The sequence below is a fragment of the Stappia sp. TSB10P1A genome (assembly GCF_900185725.1).
Classification (GTDB): domain Bacteria; phylum Pseudomonadota; class Alphaproteobacteria; order Rhizobiales; family Stappiaceae; genus Stappia.
The window spans coordinates 153,536-172,527 of sequence record NZ_FYAU01000026.1; the positions used below are offsets into that span (position 1 = coordinate 153,536).

Consider the following 18,992-nt stretch of genomic DNA (forward strand, 5'->3'; position numbering starts at 1 on the left):
CCTTCACCGTGCTTGCGGCGAGACTGCAGCGGCGAGGCGCCGCTGCGCCTGCTCGACCAACGCCCCGGCCTCGGCCAGCCGCTCGCGCGTCTCCCGGTGCCAGCTCTCCAGCAGCCGCTCGCGGAAGGCGCGGTTTTCCAGCCGCTCCGGCGCGGTCGGCGAGAACACCCGCACCAAGGCCGGGTCATGCGCCATGAAGGCGCGCACCGGCACGCCGGTCGCCCGGCGATAGGCCTGATCGAGCAGCGCCCGCGCCTCCCCCACCGCCTCCCCTGTCGTCTCTCCCGTCGCCTCTCCCGCATCCGCCAGCCCCGCCTCGACCTCGCGCCAGCGCCGCCAGAAGCGCCGGTGCTCGTCGAGCTGATAGGTCACCAACTGGTCGAACAGCGCCACCACCACGTCGCGCCGGGTCGAGGCGAGCAGATAGTCGAACCGCTCCTCGAACGGCGCCGCCTCCCGCGCCTCGGCAAGCGGGATCCGCGCCACCTGCGGGTCGGCCAGCAGCGCCTGGCCCTCCTCTCCTTGCAGGAAGGCGACGAAGCGGCGCGCGCCCTGGCCGTTGCGCGCGTTGGTCAACGCCGCAACCCCGGCCGGCAGCAGCACGTCGCCCGGCGCGGCGACAAAGGCGAGCGGCTCGCCATTGGTCGGCTGGGTGCGGGCAAGGAAGCCGACGCCGATGCCGACCGGGAAGCGGCCGTGGCCGAGCCCCTCCGGCACGCCGAAGGAGCGGGCCGTCACCGTGGCGAGATTGCCGGCAAGCTGCTGCAGATAGGCCCAGCCCTCGTCCCAGCCGAGCGATTGCAGCACCAGTTCGACGAACAGCAGCGTGGTGCCCGAGCGCGCCGGCGCCGACATCGCGATCAGGCCGGCATAATCCGGCGCCAGCAGCGATCCAAGGTCGGCCGGCGGCGGCAGCCCCTTGGCGCGCATCAGGTCCGGCCGCCACATGATGCCGATCCGCGAATAGGCGAAGGCATGCAGGCGCGGCGGCGACGGCCGCACCCCGGCCGCCGCTTCCGGGCCGGCCCGCGCCGGACGCTCCAGCAGCCCGGCATCGGCAAGCTCGGCGATGGCGATGGGCGAACTCGTCCACACCGCATCGGCCCGCGGCAGGCGCTCGCTCGTCACATGCTCGATCAGCGCATGGGTCGACTTGTGCAGGAAGCGCAGGTCCTCGCCGGGCCGGGTCCGGAGATAGGCGGCCGCGACCGCCTGGGCGAAGGGTTCGGGATAGGAGGTCAGAACGACGATGGGCGGGGCGGGGAGCATCGAGCCGGAGGAAGCGATGGTCTCCGCCGCGCCAGCGGGGGAGCCGGCCTGCTGCGCGGCAAGCGGCCGCGGCGCCAGCGCGAGCGCCAGCACCGCCAGCACTGCCAGCGCGCCCCGCAAGGGGATGACCATCCACGGGCGGCCGCCCCCTCCTCCCGGGGCGGACCGGACTGCACGACGCAAGGGTGTCATTGTCCTTCCTGTGTCCGGACCCGACCTGGATGCTCCTCCACACCCATGGGATCCGGTCACGGCGATCACGATCGCGGCCATTTGGTCACAAGCCGGCTAAGTCTTCAAGGCGCGCCGGCGGCCGGGAGATGGACCGCTTTCGGCGCCATGCCATTGCCCGCAACCTGGGGATTTCTGCCCAGGCTTGCCTTGGCGGCCCGTCCATGGCCCTATTCGAAAGGAGAAATGTCGGTTTTCGAACAAAATGACGAGACCGGCTGCGATCGACAGGAACACCGCCGCCGGACGACGGCGGGCGGCAGGCAGGCGGGCGATCCCGGATGGACGAGACCACCAAGAAGAAGACCCTGCGCCAGCAGCAGGTCCTGAGCCTTCTGGAGAAATCCGGCTATGCCTCGGTCGAGGAGCTGACCGCCCGCTTCGCCGTGACCTCGCAGACGATCCGCCGCGACATCGGCGACCTGGCCGCCGGCGGCCGGGTGCGGCGCTATCACGGCGGCGTCGCGCTGGCGAGCCCGATCGACGCCCAGACCTACCGGCAGCGCCGGGTCGAGCAGGCCAGCGTCAAGCGCCGCATCGCCCGCCGCGTCGCCGAACTCGTGCCGGACGGCGCCTCGGTGTTCCTCGACGCCGGCTCGACCTGCGAGGCGGTGGCCGAGGCGCTGTGCGAGCGGCGCGGCCTCAAACTCGTCACCTACAGCCTGCGCGCCGCCGTCACCCTCACCGACCGCACCGACTTCACCATCGCCGTGCCCGGCGGCTTCGTGAAGAATGTCGCCGGCAGCGTCATGGCCGAGGACGTCGCCGACTTCATCCGCCGCTTCCGCTTCGACGTGGCGATCATCGCCGTCAGCGGCATCGACGAGGACGGCGGCATGGGCGACGACGACCAGACCGAAGTGTCGATCGTCCGCGCCGCCACCGGCCAGGCCCGCTCGACCCTGCTTGCCAGCGATTCCAGCAAGTTCTACCGCACCGCCCTGGTGCATCTCGGCTCCGTCACCGAGGTTTCCGACCTCGTCACCGACGCCGCTCCGCAAGGGGCGCTGCAGCAGATTCTCGCCGCCTCCCCGGTCAGGCTGCACATTGCCTGAGCCGGATTTGCCGGCCGGCCGGTTCGGCGGCTAAAAAAACCGGCGCGTTTCATTTACACTGTTGTGAAGCCGACCGGTTTGCGCATTAAATGTCGGAAAAAGAAAAATGTTGCCTTTCAAACAGAGGAGAACCGAGATGCACCTGACAAAGAGGTCCGCCCTGGCCGCGCTTGCCGCCGTGATGCTGTCCGGCACGGCGATGGCCAACACGATCACGGTCTATACGGCCTATGAGGAGGACGAGGCCGCGGCGTTCCTTGAGGCGGCCAAGACGTCCCTGCCCGACATCAACGTCAACCTGCTGCGCCTGTCGACCGGCGACCTCGCCGCGCGCATCATCGCCGAGAAGGCCAATCCGCAGCATGACGTGCTGTGGGGCTTCGCCGTGACCTCGATGGTCAATCCGGAGATCCTGGAGGGCCTGGAAGCCTATCAGCCGGTCGGGCTCGACCAGGTGCCCGAGCGCTTCCGCGATGCGGACGGCAAGTGGTTCGCGGTCACCGGCTACATGGCGGCGCTCTGCGTCAACAACGAGCGGCTGCAGGCCAGGGGCATGACCATGCCGACCTCCTGGGCCGACCTCACCGACCCGTCCTTCAAGGGCGAGGTGGTGATGCCGAACCCGGCCAGTTCCGGCACCGGCTATATCCAGATCAACTCGCTGCTGCAGATGATGGGCGAGGAGAAGGGCTGGGAGTTCCTCGACAAGCTCGACCAGAACGTCGCCCAGTACATCAAGTCCGGTTCGCGGCCCTGCAACGCCGCCTCGGCCGGCGAATACACGGTCGGGGCCTCCTTCGCCCTGCGCGCCGTCAAGAACATCGAGGAAGGCTATCCGATCACGCTGGTGGTTCCCTCCGAAGGCGCCGGCAACGAGTTGGAGGCCAATGCCCTGGTCGCCGCCTCGAAGAACAAGGACGCGGCCAAGCGCTTCCTCGACTGGACCTTGAGCGCGGAGGCCGCCAACGTCTATTATGACTGGAAGGCCATCGTCACCGTGCCGGGCGGCAAGATGCCCGAGCGCTTCACCTCCGCCGGCCTGCCGGACGACGTGTCGCAGGTGCTGTTCCCGGTCGACTTCAAGGCCGCGGCCGACGACCGCAGCCGGATCATCCAGAAGTGGCAGGAAAAATACGAGCGTTGAGAAGGGCTTGAGCTCAGTCTCGCGGACGTGCCGGCGCCCCCGTCGACGGGAGGGTGCCGGCGCTCCCCGGTCTCGTGACGCGGTAGGGCGGGCCGTGCCGGCGTGCGGCCCGCCCCACCGCCAGACTGCTCGCCAGACTGTTCGCCAGTCTTCTCGCCAGTCCTGTTGAAAAATCGCGCCCGCAGGGAAGCCCCATGGACCTTTCGATCCACGATCTCGTCAAGCGCTTCGGCAAGCTCACCGCGCTCGACCATGTCTCGCTGGAGGTGGCCCAGGGCTCCTTCGTCTGCTTCCTCGGCCCCTCGGGCTGCGGCAAGACCACCTTGCTGCGCGTCATCGCCGGACTGGAGGAGGCCGACGGCGGCAGCATCCGGCTCGGCGGCTCGGATCTCTCGGCGATCCCGGCGCGCAACCGCAATTTCGGCGTCGTGTTCCAGTCCTATTCGCTGTTTCCCAACATGACCGCGGCCCGCAATGTCGGCTACGGGCTTGAGTGCCGGCGCTGGGACAAGGCGAGAATGCAGTCTCGAATCAAGGAGATGCTCGATCTGGTGCATCTCGCCGACCAGGCCGAGAAGCTGCCCTCGCAGATGTCCGGCGGCCAGCAGCAGCGCATCGCGCTGGCCCGCGCGCTGGCGCCCGACCCCTCCGCCCTGCTGCTCGACGAGCCGCTGTCGGCGCTCGACGCCAAGGTCCGCGAGGAGCTGCGCATCGAGATCCGCGCGGTGCAGAAGCGGCTCGGCATCACCACCATCATGGTCACCCACGACCAGGAAGAGGCCCTCGCCATGGCCGACCTGATCGTCGTCATGAGCAAGGGCCGCATCGAGCAAATCGGCACGCCGCAGCAGCTCTACCGCGAGCCGGCCACCGCCTTCGTCGCCGACTTCATCGGCCGGATGAACGTGCTGCCGCTCGATCCGGGCCCGCAGGACGGCTTCCGCTTCGCCGGCACACAGCTCGAGGTGCGCACCGCCGCCGGCGGAGCGGGCAAACCCGTGGCGGCGCTCGGCATCCGCCCGGAAGCGATCACGCTGAAAGGGCTGGACACAACCGGTCCGAACGTCCTGCCGGCAAGCGTGCGCACCGTCTCCTTCCTCGGCAACATCACCCGTGTCGAGGTCGAGCCCGACGCCCGGCCCGGCACCGGCATCCTGGTCGAACTGCATGGAATGGCGAGGGTTCCCGAGCCTGGCGAGCGGCTTAATATCGACATTTCTGCCGAGGATTTGAGGGTTCTGTCATGAGCGTGACGACCGCGAGCGGATCGCGGCCGGCCGCACACCTGCCCGGCCGGGCCAGCGACCGATCGATCACCCTGGCCCTGTCGATCCTCGCCGCGATCCCGATCCTGCTGTTCCTGCTGCTGCCGCTGACCGGCATCCTGCTGCGCGGATTCCAGACGCCGGCCGGCTTCGGCCTCGGCAATTTCATCCAGACCTTCGGCGCCGACCGCTTCTGGCGGCTGGTCGGCAACAGCATCTCGATGTCGCTGACGTCGACGCTGATCGCCGTCGGCCTTGCCTATTTCTACGCCTATGCCCTGCAGCGGGCGTCGATCCCGCTGAAACCCTTCCTGCGGATCGCGGTGCTGACGCCGCTGTTCGCCCCCTCGCTGGTGCAGGCGCAGGGACTTATCCTCCTGCTCGGCCGCAACGGCGCGCTCAACCGCTTCCTCGGCTTCGACATTGATATCTATGGCTTCTGGGGCACGACCATCGCCAATGCGCTCTACGCCTTTCCTTACGCCTATCTGATCCTGTCCGCGGCGCTGGCGGTGGCCGATGCCCGCATCTACGAGAGCGCCGAGACGCTGGGCGCGGGACCGGCGCGGATCTTCCGGGACGTGACGCTGCCGGCGACCCGCTTCGGCCTCGCCGCGGCGATCTTCGTGGTGTTCACCCTGGTGATGACCGACTTCGGCAACCCGATGGTGATCGGCGGGGATTTCAGCGTCCTTGCCACCGAGGTCTACAACCAGGTTATCGGCCAGGCGCAGTTCGGCCTCGGCGCGGTGATCGGCATCGTCCTGCTGGTGCCGGCGGTCCTCGCCAAGCTGATCGAGAAGCGGATTTCCGCCCGCCAGCACGCCCTTGTCACCGCCCAGTCGAAGCCGCTCGAGGTCAAGCCGTCGCGCGGCCGCGACATCGCCTTTTCCGTGTATGCCTATGTGATCGTTGCTCTCATCCTGAGCGTCCTGGCCATCGTCGTCCTCGCCAGCTTCGTCCGGCTGTGGCCCTACAACATGAGCTTTACCCTCAGGCACTACCAGTTCGACGTCCAGAACGGCACCGCGCCGCTGTGGAACAGCGTCGGCGTCTCGCTCGCCACCGCCATCCTCGGCGTCGCGATCACCGGCCTCACCGCCATCGTGGTGCATAAGTTCAGGAACCCGCTGACCGGACCGCTGTCGATGCTGGCGATTCTGCCCGCGGCGGTGCCCGGAATGGTGCTGGGATTGGGATATGTGCTGACCTTCAACGACCCGGCAAATCCGCTGAACATTCTCTATGGCAGCTTCGCGCTGATCGTCATTCTCAGCGTCTATTACAACCACGCCCATGCATTCCTGATCTCCTCGACCAGCCTGAAGCAGATCGGCCCGGTCTTCGACGAAGCCTCGACAACACTCGGCGGAAGTACGCTGACAACCTTGCGCAAGGTGACGCTTCCACTTCTGTGGCCGACCTTGCTCGGCGTCGGCGTCTTCTATTTCATGCGGACAATGGTCTCGCTGTCGGCGGTGATCTTCCTGGTGACGCCGTCGACGCAACTTGCCGCCGTCTCGGTTCTGCAACTCTCCGACCGCGGCGCGCTCAACCAGGCGGCGGCGTTTTCGGTCTGCATCATGGCGATCGTCGTCGCCTGCCTGTTGATCGTGCGCACCATCCTGTGGCTCGCCGGCGCCAAGAACGTGACGCTGATCCGCTAGGAAAAGATCAGCAAAAGCAAAAGGTTAGTTCGACTGCCCGGCGCCCTGGGAGGTACCCTTTCCGGCCTGCAGACAGCTCGCGGCGGCTTTTGGGCGGCTTGCAAAAATTGAGACGGATTTTGCAAAAACCCGTCTCAATTTCCGCCAATTTTGCGACGGCGTCGCCAAACGCGCCGCGCCGCCCTCTTCCGGACGCGCGGCGAGGGAACATTCCGGCCGGACGCCGGTTGGATCGGCTCCACCGTGGAGATCGATATGGCCGAAACCCTCTGGCTTCTCGTGGTCCTGGGCGGACCCGTCATCATCGCAGCGCTTCTGATCCGTGTGCTGCTTCGCCGGCGCAGACTGTCGCGGGGCGAACGCCGGGAGAGGGACCAGGCGACGCAGGAGCTCTACGAGAAGTCCGCGACCGAGGGCGACCGGACCCGTCCGCCGGAGCATTAGGTCGGAGACGCTCGCCGGGAGGCCCGACCCTGCCGGTTCAGCCCCCCCCCCGCCGCTACTCGGCCGCCTTGGAGGCAAGGTTCTCCGCCACCGCGTCGAGCGGATTGGTCGTCCCCTCCTTGCGCAGCGCCGACCAGGGCGCATGCAGCGCCCAGTAAAGGCCCTCCGGCCGGTATTCCAGCGTCACCCCGGCGGAGAAGGCAGCCGCCGCATGGCGCTCGATGATGATCGAGCCGAAGCCGCTCCGCTGCGGCGGCGCGACGGGCGGGCCGCCCTCCTCCCGCCATTCCAGCAGCACCGCCGGCTCATCCCGGCGGCTGCCGGCACAGGACCAGGAAATGTGGATGCACCCTTGCGGGCTCTGCAGCGCCCCGTATTTGATGGAATTGGTGGCAAGCTCGTGCAGCACCAGGCCGAGATTCTGAACCGCGCTGACGCCAAGGACGAAATCCTCGCCCGCGATCGCCCGTTGCTCAAGCGAGACGCCGACGGTCGACAGATGCTGGTCTATCAGTTCCCGCAGCGACACGCCATACCAGTTTTCCTGGGCCAGCAGCTCGACCGACTGGGCAAGTCCCTGCAGCCGGCTGTCGGCCGCCTCCTGGAACTCCTCCTTGGTGGCGGACTGGCGTGCGATCTGCCGCAGGATCGCCTGAACCAGGGTCAGCACGTTCTTGGTGCGGTGGACGAGTTCGCGCAGCAGCAGATGGACGCGGCTCTCGGCCTCGCTGCGGTCGAAGGAGGCGTTGCACAGCGCGATGGAGATCTGGTTGACCTCGATCACCCGGGTTTCCAGCGGCGCGACGACCTCGCCGCGCCCCATCCGCTCCGCCATCCGCGACAGGCCGGTGATCGACCGGCCGAGATGCCGGGCCACCAGATAGGCCATCAGCATGCTCAGCGCGATCAGGGCGATGCTGCCGAAGACCAGCAGCTTCCAGGTCACGACCGACGACTGCACGGCGGCAAGCGGCCCCGACAGGACGATCACCCAGGGAAAGGCGGTGAGCCGGGCATAGCCGCTCACCATCACCTCGCCGTCCTGCCGGAACTCAACCGCGTCGCTGAAGCGCCGGAAGCCGTCATGCGGATGGTGCGGGAAGGGCGTGGCGGAGGGCGGGCCATCCGTTCCGCTGGAGGCGATGACCAGTCCCTTCTGGTCGACCACGGTCACATTCCACCCGGCCGGGATCAGCTCCCGGGACAGCACGGCCTCAATCTGCTGTGTGCCCTGGGTCAGGATCAGGGCAGCGCCGACATGCCGCAACGTCTCGGGCAGCGGCAGGGTGACGTTGAACACCCATTCCTGGCCGGTCTTGCCGAAGAACATGTTGGAGACGGAGACCTGGCCGTTGGCGAGCGCTGCTTCCAGCGACAGCATGTCCGACATCGGGCCAAGCGGCGCGCCATAGGGCACCCGGGTGTTGAGGAGCTGCTGGCCGCTCTCGTCGACCAGCAGCAGATACAGGAAGTGCGAGGACAGAATGTGCTGGGTGCGGCTCTGGAAGCCCTCAAGGTCGCCCTGCTCGAGCTCGGGGAAGACGGCCAGCAGCCGCAGTGTCGAGGTCATGTCGTGCAGGTGGCGCTCGACGATGCGCCCGAGGGTGCGCGCGTCGGCCGCGGTCTTGGCGCGCAGCGCGTCGCGGTCGCTGGTCTCGATTTCGGTGAACAGGAACGCCGCGAATGCGATCAAGGGCATGGCGATCGCCGCCGCCAGAAACGTCAGATAGGACGTGATCGACGCCGTCGGAATTCGAAACGGCCATCCGGAAGACAGCTTGCGCAAACGATCCCAGTGCCTGCCGAGGCGCGCCTTGCAGCCCGCGCGATCGGCAGTCGGCACCCCTCTCTCTGGACGTTCACCCCCCAACCCCGCTGAAATGTACTACAGAATCCTCTTCTTTCCATAGGCTCGTTTTCCAGTCTGGCGAGCAAGGGAACATCGGCCCACACCCTGCGGTTCCAGGTCGTGAACACCCGACCCGCAGGAGCACGACATGGCGACACCGAACCGCAGGACCACCACCGAGGCAACCGCGCAGCGTCAGCGCGAAATCCAGGACGAGCCGGGCGGCGCAGCGCCTGAAGGGCGCGACGGGGCGATGCAGGCCGGCGCAAGGCGCTATCCCGAGCCGCCGCTGCCCGAACAGCACCAGCCCAAGCCCGGCGCCGAATGGGCGCTCGATCCGGTCCCCATGTGCGATGCCCCCTATTACGAGGGCTCGCGCAAGCTGCAGGACCGCGTGGCGATCATCACCGGCGGGGACTCCGGCATCGGCCGCTCCGTCGCCATTCTGTTCGCCCGGGAAGGCGCCGATGTGGTCATTTCGTATCTGACGGAGGACAGGGACGCGAAGGACACCGCCGCGATGGTGGAGAAGGAAGGCCGCCGCTGCCTGATGAGCCGGGGCGACATCCGCGACCCCGATTATTGCGCGCAACTGGTCGCAAAGACCGTCGACACGTTCGGCCGTCTCGACATCCTCGTCAACAACGCGGCGTTCCAGGTCCATGCCGAGGCGATCGAGGACCTGTCGACCCGGCATTTCGACGAGACGATCCAGACCAACCTGCACGGCATGTTCCACATGTGCCGCGAGGCGGTGCCGCACATGAAGACCGGCGCGGCGATCATCAACACCGGCTCGGTGGTCGGGCTGGAAGGCAAGGCGCAACTGCTCGACTACGCCATCACCAAGGGCGGCATCCACGCCTTCACCAAGTCGCTGGCCGCCCAGCTCCTGCCGCGCGGCATCCGGGTGAACGCGGTCGCCCCCGGCCCGGTGTGGACGCCGCTCAACCCGTCGGACCAGCCGGCGGACAGGATCGCCGAGTTCGGCGCCTCGGTGCCGATGAAGCGGCCGGCGCAGCCGGAGGAACTGGCCCCCGCCTATGTGTTCCTCGCCTCGCCGCACTGTTCCAGCTACATCACCGGGGAAGTGCTTCCGGTCGTCGGCGGCTGACGCAAGAGGGGGGGAGACCGGATATCGGGACTGGGGGGGCCTAAGGGGACCTGGGGGGAGACTGGGGGGGAGACTGGGGGGAGACCTGGGGGGAAGCCGGCGCCGAAGACGGATCCGTTCCCGCCCGGTTCCCACCCCGCTTCAGGTTCAGGCCGGTCAGTTGGCCGCCTGGTTGTGCGAGCCGCCGGGGCGGACGACGCCGCTGAGACCGATGCCGGTGATCGCCTGATCCTGGCGCACCGCATCGGCGAGCGAGACCACGCCGGTCAGCCGCTTGTCGGCGTTCAGCACGACGAGGCGGCGGACCTGGATGTCGCCCATATTCATGATGACGTCCTCGATCTCGTCGTCCTCGAAACAGTATTTCACGTCGCGGGACATGACGTCGCGCACGCGCCCGCCCCCGTCGAGACCGCGGGCGACGCCGCGCACGGCGATGTCGCGATCCGTCACCATTCCCACGAGCTGATCGTTTTCGCCGACCGGCAGGAAGCCGATGTCCTGGCTCGCCATCCGCCGGGCAACCTGTTCCAGCGTGTCCTCCGGGCTGGCGATTTCCACGTCGCTGGTCATGATCTCTGAAATCTTCATCTCGTTCTCCGGGGTTGTCGGTCCGTGACAGGGAGGGCCGCAGCCAGGCGGAGCACGGCTGCGCCAACCCATGAACCGCCGGCGCGTGCCGATTGTTCCGCAAGGCCGCTCCGCGGCCGCCGCGCGGCCATCGGTCCCGGGAGGACGGGAGAGAGGGGGGGCGAGCCGAGGGCGTGTGTGGCGGCGCTTCGGACGCCCTGTTCTGCGTGCGCCGCGCAGGAACAATCCGCCGCCCTGGCGGGTTTCTCCACTATCCGCGAACCAACGCGCAGCAACCAAGGAGGCAAGGATGCCGTATTATCCCAATGGCGACATGCGACGGGACGTCAGGTGGCGTGGGCCCTCCCGCCGCGACGACTGGGCCAGGGACAACTGGGCCAGGGAAGTCTGGGGAACCGACGAGCGGGATGACCGGGTGCCGTATCCGAGCATCGGCGCGCTCTATGGCCCCTCGCCGCTGATCGGCGAGGCGCTCTATCCGCATCCGCGCTATCGCGACTATGACGCCCGCGACTATGACGACTACCGGCGCGACGATCCCTGGCGCGGGGCCGGATACGGACACGGGCGCGGCCGGGACGACGACCCGCGCGAGCGGGGCGACCGGCGCGCCTTCCTGGAGCGGGCGACCGACGAGGTCGCCTCGTGGTTCGGCGACGAGGACGCCGAGCGGCGGCGCGAGATGGACAAGCATCGCGGCAAGGGCCCGCGCGGCTACAAGCGCTCGGATGCCCGGATCAGCGAGGACGTCCACGACCGGCTGAGCGATGATCCCTATCTCGACGCCACCAACATCGCCGTCGAGGTCAACGACCGCGAGGTGACGCTGAGCGGCCTCGTCGATCACCGCCACGACAAGCGCCGCGCCGAGGACTGCGCGGAATCGGTCTCCGGCGTGACCCATGTCCAGAACAACCTGCGCGTGCGCCCGCATCCGGTGCCGGCGCAGAGCGACGTGGCCTGACGGCACATGGCCTGACGGCAAGTGACATGACGGCAACGGCTGGCGGTCTCGGGCCGCCGGCCGCTCTCAGACGTCTCCTCCCCCAGCCTCTCCCCCCCCCTCCCCCCCCCCCCGCCTCTCCCCCAGCCTCTCCCCCAGCCTCTCCGACAATCTCCAGCCTCGCCAGCAGCGGCAGGTGATCGGAGGCGATCCGCGCCAGCGGCGTGCGCAGCACCTCCACGTCGAGACAGCGCAGCCGCCCGGACAGGAAGATATGGTCGAGCCGCAGCAGCGGCAGACGGGCGGGAAAGGTCGGCCCCGCCAGGCGGCCGTCCGGCCGGCGCGCGAGCTGCAGACGCGAGGCCAGCCGCGCGAAGGCCGGCGAGGAGGGGATCGAATTGAAATCCCCCATCACGATGAGGTCCCGCCCGGCGCAGGCGGCATTGCCCAGCCAGTCTTCGCCGAGAAGGGTCGCCACCTGCTGCCGCCGCTGGCGGCGCAGGACCCCGAGATGAGTGTTGAAGACGAACAGCGACCGCCCGCCGGCCTCGATCTCGCACCAGATCGCGCCGCGCGGCTCGCCGACCGACGGCAGCCCGCCGGTGCGGACGGTGCGCATCGGCAGCGCCGTCAGGATGGCGTCGCCGTATTTTTCCTCGGCGACATGCATCGCCGGATGGAACACCGAGGTCATCTCCAGCGCGGCGGCGATATGGTGGGCCTGATCGATGCCGCCGCTGCGGGAGCGGCCGACATCGAGCTCCTGCAGGGCGACAATGTCCGGGCGGGCCTCGGCGATCACCTCCGCCACCCGCCCCGGATCGAGGCGGCGGTCGCCGCCGACGCAGCCATGCACATTGTAGGAGAGGACGCGCAAGGGACGGGTCATGTCGATCACGATATCCCGAACCAGGTCTTCAGCACCCCGGCGACCCGCAGGGCGGCCGAGCGCCCGACCTCGCCGACCCGCTGCAACGGCCAGTAGCGCCGCTTCGGATCAAGGATGCCCGATCCCAGATGCAGCAGGCCCGCCCGCTTGCGCGGATCGGCGTAATAGGGCCGCAGGCCGCGCGGCTTGACGTTGAGTTCGTCGATCACGGCAACGACCGATCCGGTTCGCGCAACGATGCCCTCGACCACGTCCGGATCGGCATCCAGATGCTCCGCCAGCAGAGAGTTGCGAAGCCGTGCGATGGCGCGCCGGGCCTCCTCGCCGTGCGCCTCGACACCCACATCGCATTCGGTGTCGAACCCTCCCGACCGGTTGTTGAGATTGGACGAGCCCACCCGGGCGAAGCGATCGTCGACGATGATCAGCTTGGCGTGGATGAGGACTTCGCTATCCTTCCCCTCCCCGTCCGGCACCACGGCATAGCCGATGCGAAGCCGCTCGGTGCCGCCCGCCCTGAGCAACCGGCGGATCGCCAGAGTGCGCCCGTAGCCCATCGTCCATTGCTCGAGAATGCCGCGCGTGTCGCGCGTCACCAGAATGACCACTTCCGGACCATCGGGCTGGCGCAGGCGCGCGCACAGGTGACGGACGACGCGCGAGGAGGCGAGATATTGCGTCTCGATATAGATGCAGTCCCGCGCCGCATCGATGGCATCGCAGGTCAGTTGCACGGTATCGGTCCGCCGCGCCCGCTCGCCGTCGCCGGGCTCCGCCAGGGCGATGCCGACCTCGCAGTCCAGCAGATCCGGATCAAGATCCGCCGGCCAGACCGGCGCGCCGGCCGTGCCGGGCGCAACCTCAGTGCCGGTGGCGGAGCGCCACCTGCGGCAGGCCACCTCCGCGACCAGGCGGGCCGCCTCCCCCGCGACCGCGACCTGCATGTCGTGCAGCGGCCCATACGGCGTGCCGTCGGGCCGGCGGCGGGACGGGTGGGTCGCCAGATGCGCGCGCGTGTCCCAGCGCCCTCCCGTCAGGTCGATGCCGCCAACGAAGGCGATCTCGTCGTCGATGACCACCAGCTTCTGGTGATGGGAGGCGCGAAGGGGATGGGAGAAGTCGTAGACGAGGCCGATGCGGGGATGCTCGTGCCAGTCGGTTTCCTGCAACAGCGGGATCCGGCCGCTCGAATAGACCGGCCCCTCGCCCCAGACCAGGATACGGATCTCGATCCCGGGAACCGACTCCGCCAACGACCGCAGCAGGCTGCCGAGCGAGCCCGCCTCCTCGTCGCAGGGGCGCAGGCGGATCTCGGGATCGAAGTCCCAGCCGACGATCCAGATACAGCGACGAGCGGCCCGCAAGGCGGCGTCGAGCCGCCGGAAATAGGCCTCGCCATCGATCAGGAAGGCCAGCCGGCGCGCCTGCGCCCGGCGCCAGACATTGCGCCCCTCGGCAAGGATCGGCGCCGGCGCAGCGCGAAAGGCTTCCGTCCGCGCCAGGGGCTCCGGTTCGTCGTGCCGGCGGCCGGGGCCGCCTTCTCCTGCTCTCAAGGCTCCTCGCCGATCCTGTTGGCCTTGTGATCATGCCGCTGGTCGTTCTGCACCTGCTTGCTGTCCAGACCACGGGTCCTGGCGTGGCGCGACTTGTCGCGGTTCGACAGGACCATGTTGTCGCCGAGGCGATCCTTGTCGGTGAGCGTGCGGGCGCCGCTGCCGCTGCCTTTGCCCTGGGCACCGACGCCCATGTGCTTCCTGCTCGCGTTTGCCATCGGGTCTCTCCCCTTCTCTCCTGCGAACCGGTCGCGGCCGGTTCGCGCCACGCCGCCGCCAGCCCTTGTGATCAACCATCGGGAGGAAAAATGGTTCCGGCGCAGCCTCAGCGGACCTGTGCCGCGGCGCCCATTGCCGGCTGTTGCCGCCGGAGGCTGTCCCCTTCCGCCGCCTCAGCCGTGGCGCGAGAGGCCGTCCAGCGAGGCGACCGGATGGCTGGCGTCGTGTTCGAACGAGGAATTGGGAGAGCGCTCGCCCAGCTCTTCCAGAAGCCGGTGGCGGGCGCGGTTGAGCCGGCTCTTGACCGTTCCCATGGCGCAGCCGCAGATCGCCGTCGCCTCTTCATACGAGACGCCGCGCAGGCCGATGAGCACCAGCACCTGCCGCTGCTGCTCCGGCAGGCGCTCGATCGCCTGAGCGATCTCGCGCCCCCGGCAGGACCATTCCTGCGTCGGATCGGCGGCCGGACGCAGCGACACGCAGTCGGCCGCGCCCGGCGCCTCCCGCGTCTCGATCTTGATCTTGGTGTAGAACGTGTTCCGCATGATCGTGAAGAGCCACGACTTCATGCTCGTCCCTGGCCTGAACTGATGAATGCTGGCAAGCGCCCGCGTCAGCGTCTCCTGGACGAGATCATCGGCGGGACTGGGTTCGCGGTAGAAGGTCCTGGCGAAGGCCCGCAAGGCGGGAATGAGGTGAACGATCTCGGTTTGCGGACCACTCAGGCCGGCACGCTTGGGCATCCCCGGCATCGGGTTCCCTCCTCGTCTGCACGAGGTCGTGAACTCATAATTCCGGCGAGAAACGGTCTGCGCGAACCTGTCTGGATACAAGCAGCAAGACCTCAGGAAACCATCAGATTTTCAAGGGCTTCCGACGTCGTTGCCGACGGGTTCGCACAGGTCCGAAGGGCGCCTGCCCGGCTTTGATCTGCGGCGTCGGACCGCTCGGCCGGGGAACCTGCCCCGGCCATCGCGCTCCTCCTGGCATATCCTTGCCGGGCCAGACGCCGTTTCCGGCACAATCATGAGTTCACGACCTAGCTGGCTGGCCCCCTTACGCCCTCCCCAACCCAACGTGGCACCGCGGTCATGGTTCCCCGCGCCCCCGATTTCCGTTCGGCCTCCGCACTCCCGACAGGCCCCGTCCCGCCCCGGCCGGCTAGTCGATGACGGCGCAGGCCTGACGGTCGCCGGCATCGCCGGTCGGCTGGCTGATATAGTCGTCCTCGCCGCCGTGGATCATCAGCGCCCTGCCGCGGATGGCGTTGTCGCCGTCGAGGCTCACCATGGCGTTGAAGACCTGGGCGCGCAGCGTGCCGCCCGCATCCACCCACTGATTGGGCATGTCCCCGGCATGGGGTCCGCCTTCGGCGAGATAGCCGTGACTGGCGTCGGTGGGGTTGAAGTGGCCGCCGGCGGACTCGTGCCCGGTCTGCGCGTCGCAGGTGCCGGTCTCGTGCACATGGAACGCCACCCATTGCTCGGCCGGCAGGCCGGTGACCTCGAGTTCGATGAGCACGCCGCCGGGCGTTTGGGTCAGCGTCGCCTTGCCGTTTTCCTCGCCCGCCTGGTTGACGAAGGTCGCGCTCGCCTGCGCCCGGTTCTGGTCCTGGTTCTGATCCTGGGCGAAGGCCGGCAGTGCCGTCGCGGCAAGCAGGCTTGCTATCATGAGGGTCTTCATCTGGATCTCCTGCGGTGGTGGGATGCCGCCCAACCGCCGGCGGCCGGACTTGTTCCGGGTCGGCGGAACACCGCGCGGCGGCGGGACGTTGGGAGGGGGACGTTGGGAGGATGGAAGGGCAAAAGCCGTGACACGAAGGAGACCGGCCATGACCTGCAGGACAGCCGCGACAGCCCTCGGCCTGGCGCTGCTTCTGGCCTTCGCCATGCCGGCGAGCGGCCAGCCGAAACCGAAGCCGGAGACGCAGGCGCAGGCTCAGGACGAGGAGCACTGCCGGCTGGTGCCCGGCGAGGGCGAGAAGACCCTGTCGGACCGTCTCGGCGCCTGCGACGGCGTGCTCGAGCCGCCGCCCGCCGGCGATGCCGAGATCATCCAGCCGCCGCCCGACATCGGAGAAACGCCGGTGATCCCGCCCGAGCGCCTGCCGGACCAGCAGGACGCCGACTGACGCGCCGCGGGGCGGCCTTGCCGAGGCCGGTCAGCGCGCGCTCAAGACCATTTCCCGAATCCAGCGGATCAGGAGTTCGTCATAGGAGCGCCGGCTTTCGGCGTCGGACAGGGCGTGGTCGGCCCCCTTGATGATCCGGTGGGTGATCGAGCAGGCATTGCCGAAGGCCGCCAGATAGCTGGCGATGGTCGGATGCGGCACCAGGTGATCGTTCTCCGATTCCACGATCAAGACGTCGCCGGCGAAGTCCTGGCAGTGGCGCAAGGCCCGGTTGGCGTGACGCGGCACCTGCCGGCTGCGATAATCCTGCAAGTCGCGCCGGTCCAGCGACCGCTTGGGCGTGTCCCAGTCCTCGTCGCGATAGAGCGCGGGAACGCGCAGGGCCAGCCAGCGCACCGGACGCGAGGAGATCAGGAACGTGCTGAGATAGGCACCGTAGCTGCTGGCGATGACGGCGATCGATGACGCATCGACGGAGGGATGCGCGGCGAGGACATCATAGGCGGCGCAGATATCGGCGAGATTGTCGGCGCGGCTGACCCGCGCCTGGTCGAGATCCGTCGCGCCATGGCCGCGCATGTCGAAGGTCAGGCAGATGCAGCCGAGCCGGGAGATCGCCCGCGAGCGTTTCTCGTCGCGCGTCTGGCTGCCGGCCCAGCCATGCACGAAGAGCACGCCCGGCCAGCCGGTGCGCGGTTCGAAGATGTGGCCGGCTAGCCGGACACCGGCCACCTCGATCCGGGTATCGGTCTTTCTCAACGCTCTTCGCCCTGCACCACGGCATATTTCAACATCGGCCCGACAGCGGCATCGGTGCCGTGGAAATAGAGTCTCGCCCCTTCCGGGGGAACCGCCGTCGCGCCGTATCGTTCCACCGAGGCGGCGACGGCATGCCGGCGGGCCGGATCCTTCGCGAAGGCCTCCAGCGCCACCAGTTCCGCCGGGCTGGCCCCGCCGACCCGCCAGGACTGTTCGAGCACGGCGCAGCGCCGCCGCCCGCCGTGGTCCGTGCCGACGATCACGTCGTAGTTGCGCCGCGAGGCGACCAGCCCGAACTCGCGCTCGGCAAGCTGGTCGAACCTCAGCCCGGTCAGGCACAGGGTCGCCACCTCCGGCGAAACCAGTTTCAGCAATTGCGGAGACCTGCCCCTGACGAGAAACAGCCGCGAACCGCCATAGACCCGCTCGCCGTGGTTGTTGTCGGTCGTTTCCTGCAGGCCGACATAGGCGGCGCTGAGATCGCCGAGCACGATCTCGCCGACGCTGTAGGTCTTCGCGTCCTCCAGGTGCTCCTCCAGGACGAGGCCGCCCGCGATGAGCCCGTCGTCCTGCGCCCGCGCCAGAACCTGGTCCAGCTCGCCGGCCGAGCGGGCGACGAACTGCCCGCTGCCGCCGCTCGCCCCGACCGCCTTGACCCGCACCGGCCCCTTGGCGAGCAGGCCCTCTCCCGCCCGGGCCGCCCCCTCGGCCGTGAACGCGGTCGCCCCGTCGAGGACGATGTCGCGCACCGCCTCGGCAAAGCCCGTGGGCCAGCCGTCCGGCGGCTCTTCCCCCGGCGCCAGCGGATGGACGATGGCCTTGGTCGCGAGCAGGCGCGCGGGCACCCATCCGCCGAGGAACCGGCGCGGGTCGGGGCGCGCGCTTGCGAACACCTGACGGCACTCCGCGCCGCACAGGGTGCCGCGCGGAATGCAGTAGGGCAGCTCTTCGCCGCAAAAGTCCTCCAGCCGCCCGTCATAGCGGCACTGGAGCAGGTCGGCCGCATGCCGGGCCAGCGCCACATGGGTGTGCAGCGCATGGCCCGGCATGTCCTCGCAGCCCCAGGTGACGAGCGGGCCACGGCTCGAGGCGCCGTCAACATCGCAACCGGATCCCATGGACCATCACTCCCGGCGCCGGAGACAGGCCGACCGATCCGGCCGGCAGCGGTTACTGCTCGATCCAGCTACAGACCTGCTGGATCGACGCCGTGTAGTCGGCACCCGCGCCGGCGCCCGCACCCGGCAGGTCCGTCCCGGCCGGCGGCTGGTCGCCGGTGGCGCCGGTCGACCCGGTCACGTCGCTGCCGGTGTCCGGCAGGGTGGTGGCGCCCGCCGTGTCGACGCTGACGCAATGGGAGCGGACCTGAGCCTGCTGCTCGCTGGACAGGGTATCCCAGTTGGCCCGGGCTTCGTCTTCCGAGCGCAGCGTGCCGGTCTGCGTGTCGCTGAAGAAGGCATCGCCGATGGCGCCGTCCCAGCCCATCGGCAGATTGCCGGCGCCGCCGATGGCGGGATCGGTGCTGGTCTGGGCGACTGCCGCCGTGGCGAGGCCGAGGGACAGCGAGGCGGCGAGAAGCAATTTGTGGCAGGTCATGAACAGTCCTCCTGGTTTGTTGACGCCTGCCAACCCGCGGGAGGCGGTTATGTTCCCCGGCGGGCCGCGCTGCCGCGCAAATCACCCGCCGCTCTCGTGCCGGTCCGTCTGGCGGCTCTTCGGATCGGCAGGCGGCGCAAGGTCCACCGGCTCGTCGATCTCCGCGCCACCCAGGGCGCGGGCGCAGGCAAGGCCGGCGAAGCCGCCGCCGACGATGACGACATGCGGTCTGGCCGGGTTGGCGGATCTCGGTGGCATCTCTCGTCACCTCTC

The 18,992-nt window shown here is 68.8% G+C and carries 19 protein-coding genes and 1 pseudogene; 8 read left to right on the forward strand and 12 right to left on the reverse strand.

What is annotated here, in order from left to right; translation table 11 throughout:
• Positions 1-3: 3 nt before the first annotated feature.
• Positions 4-1,401, reverse strand: coding sequence for an ABC transporter substrate-binding protein (locus TSB10P1A_RS23885; RefSeq protein ID WP_186388179.1), 1,398 nt, complete (start codon positions 1,399-1,401; stop codon positions 4-6).
• Between the two features lie 380 nt (positions 1,402-1,781).
• On the opposite strand from TSB10P1A_RS23885, the gene TSB10P1A_RS12100 reads away from it, so the two are divergent.
• From TSB10P1A_RS12100 to TSB10P1A_RS12120, 5 genes are all read left to right on the forward strand, one after another.
• A complete protein-coding gene (locus TSB10P1A_RS12100; protein WP_186388180.1) occupies positions 1,782-2,555 on the forward strand; it encodes a DeoR/GlpR family DNA-binding transcription regulator in 774 nt (257 codons plus the stop codon).
• 136 nt (positions 2,556-2,691) lie between these two features.
• Positions 2,692-3,699: an ABC transporter substrate-binding protein gene (locus TSB10P1A_RS12105; RefSeq protein WP_186388181.1), complete on the forward strand. Its 1,008-nt coding sequence runs from the start codon at positions 2,692-2,694 to the stop codon at positions 3,697-3,699.
• Positions 3,700-3,893: 194 nt separating this feature from the next.
• Positions 3,894-4,946, forward strand: coding sequence for a putative 2-aminoethylphosphonate ABC transporter ATP-binding protein (locus TSB10P1A_RS12110; RefSeq protein WP_186388182.1), 1,053 nt, complete (start codon positions 3,894-3,896; stop codon positions 4,944-4,946).
• Positions 4,943-6,631 carry an ABC transporter permease subunit gene (locus TSB10P1A_RS12115; RefSeq protein ID WP_186388183.1) on the forward strand — a complete coding sequence of 563 codons (1,689 nt, stop codon included), beginning with the start codon at positions 4,943-4,945 and terminating at the stop codon, positions 6,629-6,631. Before TSB10P1A_RS12110 ends, TSB10P1A_RS12115 begins: the two co-directional genes overlap by 4 nt.
• A gap of 255 nt (positions 6,632-6,886) precedes the next feature.
• On the forward strand, positions 6,887-7,075 hold the full coding sequence (locus TSB10P1A_RS12120) for a hypothetical protein (RefSeq protein ID WP_186388184.1): 189 nt from the start codon (positions 6,887-6,889) through the stop codon (positions 7,073-7,075).
• 55 nt (positions 7,076-7,130) lie between these two features.
• Here the strand turns inward: TSB10P1A_RS12120 and TSB10P1A_RS12125 are convergent, their stop codons facing one another.
• Positions 7,131-8,774 carry a sensor histidine kinase gene (locus TSB10P1A_RS12125; RefSeq protein WP_186388185.1) on the reverse strand — a complete coding sequence of 548 codons (1,644 nt, stop codon included), beginning with the start codon at positions 8,772-8,774 and terminating at the stop codon, positions 7,131-7,133.
• Between the two features lie 298 nt (positions 8,775-9,072).
• On the opposite strand from TSB10P1A_RS12125, the gene TSB10P1A_RS12130 reads away from it, so the two are divergent.
• Positions 9,073-10,038, forward strand: coding sequence for an SDR family oxidoreductase (locus TSB10P1A_RS12130; protein WP_186388186.1), 966 nt, complete (start codon positions 9,073-9,075; stop codon positions 10,036-10,038).
• A 156-nt stretch (positions 10,039-10,194) separates the two neighbouring features.
• On the opposite strand, the gene TSB10P1A_RS12135 is transcribed toward TSB10P1A_RS12130, so the two are convergent.
• On the reverse strand, positions 10,195-10,629 hold the full coding sequence (locus TSB10P1A_RS12135) for a CBS domain-containing protein (RefSeq protein ID WP_186388187.1): 435 nt from the start codon (positions 10,627-10,629) through the stop codon (positions 10,195-10,197).
• A 289-nt stretch (positions 10,630-10,918) separates the two neighbouring features.
• Here TSB10P1A_RS12135 and TSB10P1A_RS12140 point away from each other — a divergent pair, with 289 nt between their 5' ends.
• Entirely contained in the window at positions 10,919-11,593 is a 675-nt protein-coding gene (locus TSB10P1A_RS12140; protein ID WP_244293090.1) for a BON domain-containing protein, read from the forward strand.
• Between the two features lie 235 nt (positions 11,594-11,828).
• On the opposite strand, the pseudogene TSB10P1A_RS12145 reads toward TSB10P1A_RS12140, so the two are convergent.
• The 5 genes and pseudogenes from TSB10P1A_RS12145 to TSB10P1A_RS12165 all read right to left on the reverse strand — a co-directional run.
• Positions 11,829-12,461: pseudogene (locus TSB10P1A_RS12145) on the reverse strand (endonuclease/exonuclease/phosphatase family protein); the annotation flags it as partial.
• Positions 12,462-12,466: 5 nt separating this feature from the next.
• Positions 12,467-14,014, reverse strand: coding sequence for a phospholipase D-like domain-containing protein (locus TSB10P1A_RS12150; protein WP_186388188.1), 1,548 nt, complete (start codon positions 14,012-14,014; stop codon positions 12,467-12,469).
• Positions 14,011-14,232, reverse strand: a complete 222-nt coding sequence (locus tag TSB10P1A_RS12155; RefSeq protein ID WP_186388189.1) for a hypothetical protein — start codon at positions 14,230-14,232, stop codon at positions 14,011-14,013. Before TSB10P1A_RS12155 ends, TSB10P1A_RS12150 begins: the two co-directional genes overlap by 4 nt.
• A 174-nt stretch (positions 14,233-14,406) precedes the next feature.
• Positions 14,407-14,985: a sigma-70 family RNA polymerase sigma factor gene (locus tag TSB10P1A_RS12160; RefSeq protein ID WP_244293091.1), complete on the reverse strand. Its 579-nt coding sequence runs from the start codon at positions 14,983-14,985 to the stop codon at positions 14,407-14,409.
• A gap of 409 nt (positions 14,986-15,394) precedes the next feature.
• The gene (locus tag TSB10P1A_RS12165) at positions 15,395-15,916 is read right to left on the reverse strand and encodes a superoxide dismutase family protein (protein ID WP_186388190.1); all 522 of its coding nucleotides are present in this window, start codon (positions 15,914-15,916) and stop codon (positions 15,395-15,397) included.
• Between the two features lie 148 nt (positions 15,917-16,064).
• Here TSB10P1A_RS12165 and TSB10P1A_RS12170 point away from each other — a divergent pair, with 148 nt between their 5' ends.
• Positions 16,065-16,364 (forward strand): hypothetical protein, encoded by a 300-nt coding sequence (locus TSB10P1A_RS12170; protein WP_186388191.1) that lies wholly within the window; start codon positions 16,065-16,067, stop codon positions 16,362-16,364.
• A gap of 30 nt (positions 16,365-16,394) precedes the next feature.
• Here TSB10P1A_RS12170 and TSB10P1A_RS12175 read toward each other — a convergent pair whose 3' ends face one another.
• From TSB10P1A_RS12175 to TSB10P1A_RS12190, 4 genes are all read right to left on the reverse strand, one after another.
• On the reverse strand, positions 16,395-17,123 hold the full coding sequence (locus TSB10P1A_RS12175) for a S9 family peptidase (protein WP_186388192.1): 729 nt from the start codon (positions 17,121-17,123) through the stop codon (positions 16,395-16,397).
• Positions 17,120-18,241, reverse strand: a complete 1,122-nt coding sequence (locus TSB10P1A_RS12180) for a DUF3182 family protein (protein WP_186388193.1) — start codon at positions 18,239-18,241, stop codon at positions 17,120-17,122. The genes TSB10P1A_RS12175 and TSB10P1A_RS12180 overlap by 4 nt, the downstream gene beginning before the upstream one ends.
• Before the next feature lie 52 nt (positions 18,242-18,293).
• On the reverse strand, positions 18,294-18,719 hold the full coding sequence (locus TSB10P1A_RS12185) for a hypothetical protein (protein ID WP_186388194.1): 426 nt from the start codon (positions 18,717-18,719) through the stop codon (positions 18,294-18,296).
• Positions 18,720-18,800: 81 nt separating this feature from the next.
• Positions 18,801-18,977, reverse strand: a complete 177-nt coding sequence (locus TSB10P1A_RS12190; protein ID WP_186388195.1) for a hypothetical protein — start codon at positions 18,975-18,977, stop codon at positions 18,801-18,803.
• Positions 18,978-18,992: the final 15 nt, after the last annotated feature.

Bases quoted from the DNA above. Each gene is read 5' to 3' on its own strand.
- TSB10P1A_RS23885 (WP_186388179.1), bottom strand. From the start codon at position 1,401: ATGGTCATCCCCTTGCGGGGCGCGCTGGCAGTGCTGGCGGTGCTGGCG.
- TSB10P1A_RS12100 (WP_186388180.1), top strand. From the start codon at position 1,782: ATGGACGAGACCACCAAGAAGAAGACCCTGCGCCAGCAGCAGGTCCTG.
- TSB10P1A_RS12105 (WP_186388181.1), top strand. From the start codon at position 2,692: ATGCACCTGACAAAGAGGTCCGCCCTGGCCGCGCTTGCCGCCGTGATG.
- TSB10P1A_RS12110 (WP_186388182.1), top strand. From the start codon at position 3,894: ATGGACCTTTCGATCCACGATCTCGTCAAGCGCTTCGGCAAGCTCACC.
- TSB10P1A_RS12115 (WP_186388183.1), top strand. From the start codon at position 4,943: ATGAGCGTGACGACCGCGAGCGGATCGCGGCCGGCCGCACACCTGCCC.
- TSB10P1A_RS12120 (WP_186388184.1), top strand. From the start codon at position 6,887: ATGGCCGAAACCCTCTGGCTTCTCGTGGTCCTGGGCGGACCCGTCATC.
- TSB10P1A_RS12125 (WP_186388185.1), bottom strand. From the start codon at position 8,774: ATGCCCTTGATCGCATTCGCGGCGTTCCTGTTCACCGAAATCGAGACC.
- TSB10P1A_RS12130 (WP_186388186.1), top strand. From the start codon at position 9,073: ATGGCGACACCGAACCGCAGGACCACCACCGAGGCAACCGCGCAGCGT.
- TSB10P1A_RS12135 (WP_186388187.1), bottom strand. From the start codon at position 10,629: ATGAAGATTTCAGAGATCATGACCAGCGACGTGGAAATCGCCAGCCCG.
- TSB10P1A_RS12140 (WP_244293090.1), top strand. From the start codon at position 10,919: ATGCCGTATTATCCCAATGGCGACATGCGACGGGACGTCAGGTGGCGT.
- TSB10P1A_RS12155 (WP_186388189.1), bottom strand. From the start codon at position 14,232: ATGGCAAACGCGAGCAGGAAGCACATGGGCGTCGGTGCCCAGGGCAAA.
- TSB10P1A_RS12160 (WP_244293091.1), bottom strand. From the start codon at position 14,985: ATGCCGGGGATGCCCAAGCGTGCCGGCCTGAGTGGTCCGCAAACCGAG.
- TSB10P1A_RS12165 (WP_186388190.1), bottom strand. From the start codon at position 15,916: ATGAAGACCCTCATGATAGCAAGCCTGCTTGCCGCGACGGCACTGCCG.
- TSB10P1A_RS12170 (WP_186388191.1), top strand. From the start codon at position 16,065: ATGACCTGCAGGACAGCCGCGACAGCCCTCGGCCTGGCGCTGCTTCTG.
- TSB10P1A_RS12180 (WP_186388193.1), bottom strand. From the start codon at position 18,241: ATGGGATCCGGTTGCGATGTTGACGGCGCCTCGAGCCGTGGCCCGCTC.
- TSB10P1A_RS12185 (WP_186388194.1), bottom strand. From the start codon at position 18,719: ATGACCTGCCACAAATTGCTTCTCGCCGCCTCGCTGTCCCTCGGCCTC.
- TSB10P1A_RS12190 (WP_186388195.1), bottom strand. From the start codon at position 18,977: ATGCCACCGAGATCCGCCAACCCGGCCAGACCGCATGTCGTCATCGTC.